At 69.1% G+C, this 3,266-nt stretch carries 2 protein-coding genes; both read left to right on the top strand.

Annotation, left to right across the window (positions count from 1 at the left end; genetic code table 11):
* Positions 1-347 (top strand): sarcosine oxidase subunit delta (locus GO615_RS27385; RefSeq protein WP_246262514.1); only part of this gene is annotated, 347 nt, incomplete at its 5' end.
* Positions 344-3,266, top strand: a 2,923-nt coding sequence (locus GO615_RS27380; RefSeq protein ID WP_169133006.1) for a sarcosine oxidase subunit alpha family protein, incomplete at its 3' end; no start/stop codon positions are given. The genes GO615_RS27385 and GO615_RS27380, both read left to right, overlap by 4 nt.

The following is a 3,266-nucleotide window of genomic DNA, read 5'->3' as shown; positions in this document are numbered from 1 at the left end:
CGAACACGGCGCCGCGGGCGTCGCGCACTGAGGAGGAGCAGGACACCATGCTGCACATCTACTGCCCGCACTGCGCGGAAACCCGCGAGGAAGAAGAGTTCCGCCCCAAGGGCGAGGCCCACATCGCCCGCCCGCTGGAACCGGAAGCGACCAGCGACGAGGACTGGGGCAACTACCTCTTCTTCCGCAAGAACCCGCGCGGCCTGCACCACGAGCTGTGGTACCACGCCGCCGGCTGCCGCAAGTTCTTCAACGTCACGCGTGACACCGTGAGCTACCAGATCCTCGAAACCTACAAGGTCGGCCAGAAGCCTTCGGTCACCGCTGACAAAGGAGCGGCCAAATGAGTCAACCGAACCGTCTCGACGCCGGCGGGCGCATCGACCGCAGCCGCCCGCTGCGCTTCAGCTTCAACGGCGTCGACTACCAGGGCTTCGCCGGCGACACGCTCGCCTCCGCGCTGCTCGCCAACGGTGTCGATGTCGTGGGCCGCAGCTTCAAGTACTCGCGCCCGCGCGGCATCGTCGCCGCCGGCGCCGAGGAGCCGAACGCGATCGTGCAACTGGGCGCGACCGAAGCCGGCCAGGTCCCGAACGTGCGCGCGACGCAACAGGCGCTCTACGGCGGCCTGGTCGCCACGAGCACCAACGGCTGGCCGAACGTCGACCGCGATCTGATGGGCGTGATCGGCAGCGTCGGCGGCAAGTTCATGCCCCCGGGCTTCTACTACAAGACCTTCATGGCGCCCGCGTCGATGTGGCCGAAGTACGAGAAGTACATCCGCAAGGCCGCGGGCCTGGGCCGCACGCCCAGGGAGAAGGATCCGGACATCTACGACCACATCAACCGCCACTGCGACGTGCTGGTGATCGGCGCCGGCCCGGCGGGCCTCGCGGCCGCGCTCGCCGCCGGCCGCTCGGGCGCACGGGTCGTCCTGTGCGACGAGCAGGAAGAGATGGGCGGCTCGCTGCTCGACACACGCGAACTCATCGACGGCCGCCCGGCCTCGGCCTGGGTCGCCGCCGTGCTCGCCGAGCTGGCGACGCTGCCCGAAGTGCTGATCCTGCCGCGCACCACCGCCAACGGCTACCACGACCACAACTTCGTGACGCTGCACGAGCGCCGCACCGAGCACCTCGCCGACCTCGCGCCGAGCGTGAACGGCCGCCGTCAAGTGCGCGCCCGCATGCACCGCGTGCGCGCCGGCGAGGTGATCCTCGCCACCGGCACCCACGAGCGTCCGCTGGTCTTTGCCAACAACGACGTGCCGGGCTGCATGGTGGCGGGCGCGATCTCGACCTACATCCGCCGCTACGCCGTGGCGCCGGGTAAGCGCCTGGTGCTGTCGACCGCCAACGACCACGCCTACCGCGCCGCGCTCGACTGGCATGATGCCGGCCGCGAAGTGGTCGCGATCGTCGATGCGCGTGAGCACCCCGAGGGCGACCTCGTCAATGAGGCCCGTTCGCGCAATATCCGCATCATCCCCGGCTCCGCGGTGATCGAGGCGAACGGCAAGAAGCGCGTCACCGGTGCCCAGGTCGCCCGCATCGACATCGGCGGCTTCAAGGTGGCGGGCCGCGTCGAGACGCTTGCCTGCGACACCCTCGCGAGCTCCGGCGGCTACAGCCCCGTCGTGCATCTGGCGGCGCACACCGGCGCCCGCCCCGAGTGGCGCGACGACATCCTCGGCTTCGTCCCCGGCAAGGTGCCGGGCATGACCCCGGTGGGCGGCGTGCACGGCAAGGGCGCGCTCAATGAGGCGCTCGCCGACGGCGCCGCGGCCGGGGCCGCCGCCCAGCGCACCGGCTTCGAGGCCGCGATTCCTGCGCTGCCCAAGGTCGCCAAGGTGCGCGAAGGCAAGGCGGCGGCGCTGTACCAGGTGCCGCACGTGAAACCGGCGATGCGCGCCCCGAAGCAGTTCGTCGATCCGCAGAACGACGTCACCGCCGCGGGCATCGAGCTCGCCACGCGCGAAGGCTTCGAGTCGATCGAGCACGTCAAGCGCTACACCGGCATGGGCTTCGGCACCGACCAGGGCAAGCTCGGCAACATCAACGGCATGGCGATCGCGGCGCGCTGCCTGAAGCAGACCATCCCGCAGACCGGCACCACCGTGTTCCGCCCGAACTACACCCCGATCACCTTCGGCGCGATCGCGGGACGCCACTGCCGCGAGTTCTTCGATCCGCGCCGCTACACCGCGCTGCACGCGTGGCACGAAGCCAACGGCGCGAAGTTCGAGGAAGTCGGCCAGTGGATGCGTCCGTGGTACTTCCCGCGCGGGAGCGAATCGATGCACGAGGCGGTGCAGCGCGAGACCCGCGCCGTGCGTGAGTCGGTCGGCATTCTCGACGCCTCGACGCTGGGCAAGATCGAGATCCAGGGCAAGGACGCGCGCGAGTTCCTCAACCGCCTGTACACCAACGCCTGGACCAAGCTCGACGTGGGCAAGTGCCGCTACGGCCTCATGTGCAAGGACGACGGCATGGTGATGGACGACGGCGTGACCGCGTGCATCGCCGAGAACCACTTCCACATGACGACCACCACCGGCGGCGCCGCGGCGGTGCTCGACTGGATGGAGCTGTGGCACCAGACCGAGTGGCCCGAGCTGGAGGTGTACTTCAACTCGGTGACCGACCACTGGGCGGCGATGGCGATCAACGGCCCCAACGCGCGGAAGCTCTTGGCCGAGCTCACCGACGACATCGATCTCTCCAAGGACAACTTCAAGTTCATGGACATGCGCGAAGGCACGGTCGCCGGCGTGCCGGCGCGCGTCTATCGCATCTCCTTCACCGGCGAGCTCTCCTATGAGATCAACGTGCAGGCCCACCACGCGATGCACGTGTGGCAGGCGCTGTTCGAGAAGGGCGAGAAGTACGGTCTCACCCCCTACGGCACCGAGACCATGCACGTGCTGCGCGCGGAGAAGGGCTTCATCATCGTCGGCCAGGAAACCGACGGCTCGATGACGCCGGAGGACCTGGGCATGCAGTGGTGCGTCGGCTACAAGAAGCCCTTCTCGTGGATCGGGCGGCGCGCGCTGACGCGCCCGGACACGCAGCGCGAGGACCGCAAGCAGCTCGTGGGCTTGAAGCCGCTCGACCCGCAGCTGGTGCTCGACGAGGGCGCACAGATCGTGCTCGAGAAGGAGATCCGCATCCCGATGCCGATGGTCGGGCATGTGACGTCGAGCTACTACAGCCCGAACCTGGGCCACTCCTTCGCGCTCGCGGTCGTCAAGGGCGGCGCCAAGCGCC

Source organism: Aromatoleum evansii, from assembly GCF_012910805.1.
In the GTDB taxonomy this organism is placed as follows: Bacteria; Pseudomonadota; Gammaproteobacteria; order Burkholderiales; family Rhodocyclaceae; genus Aromatoleum; species Aromatoleum evansii.
Note: the sequence above shows the minus strand (reverse complement) of the source record. Positions and strands in the feature narration are given on the sequence as shown.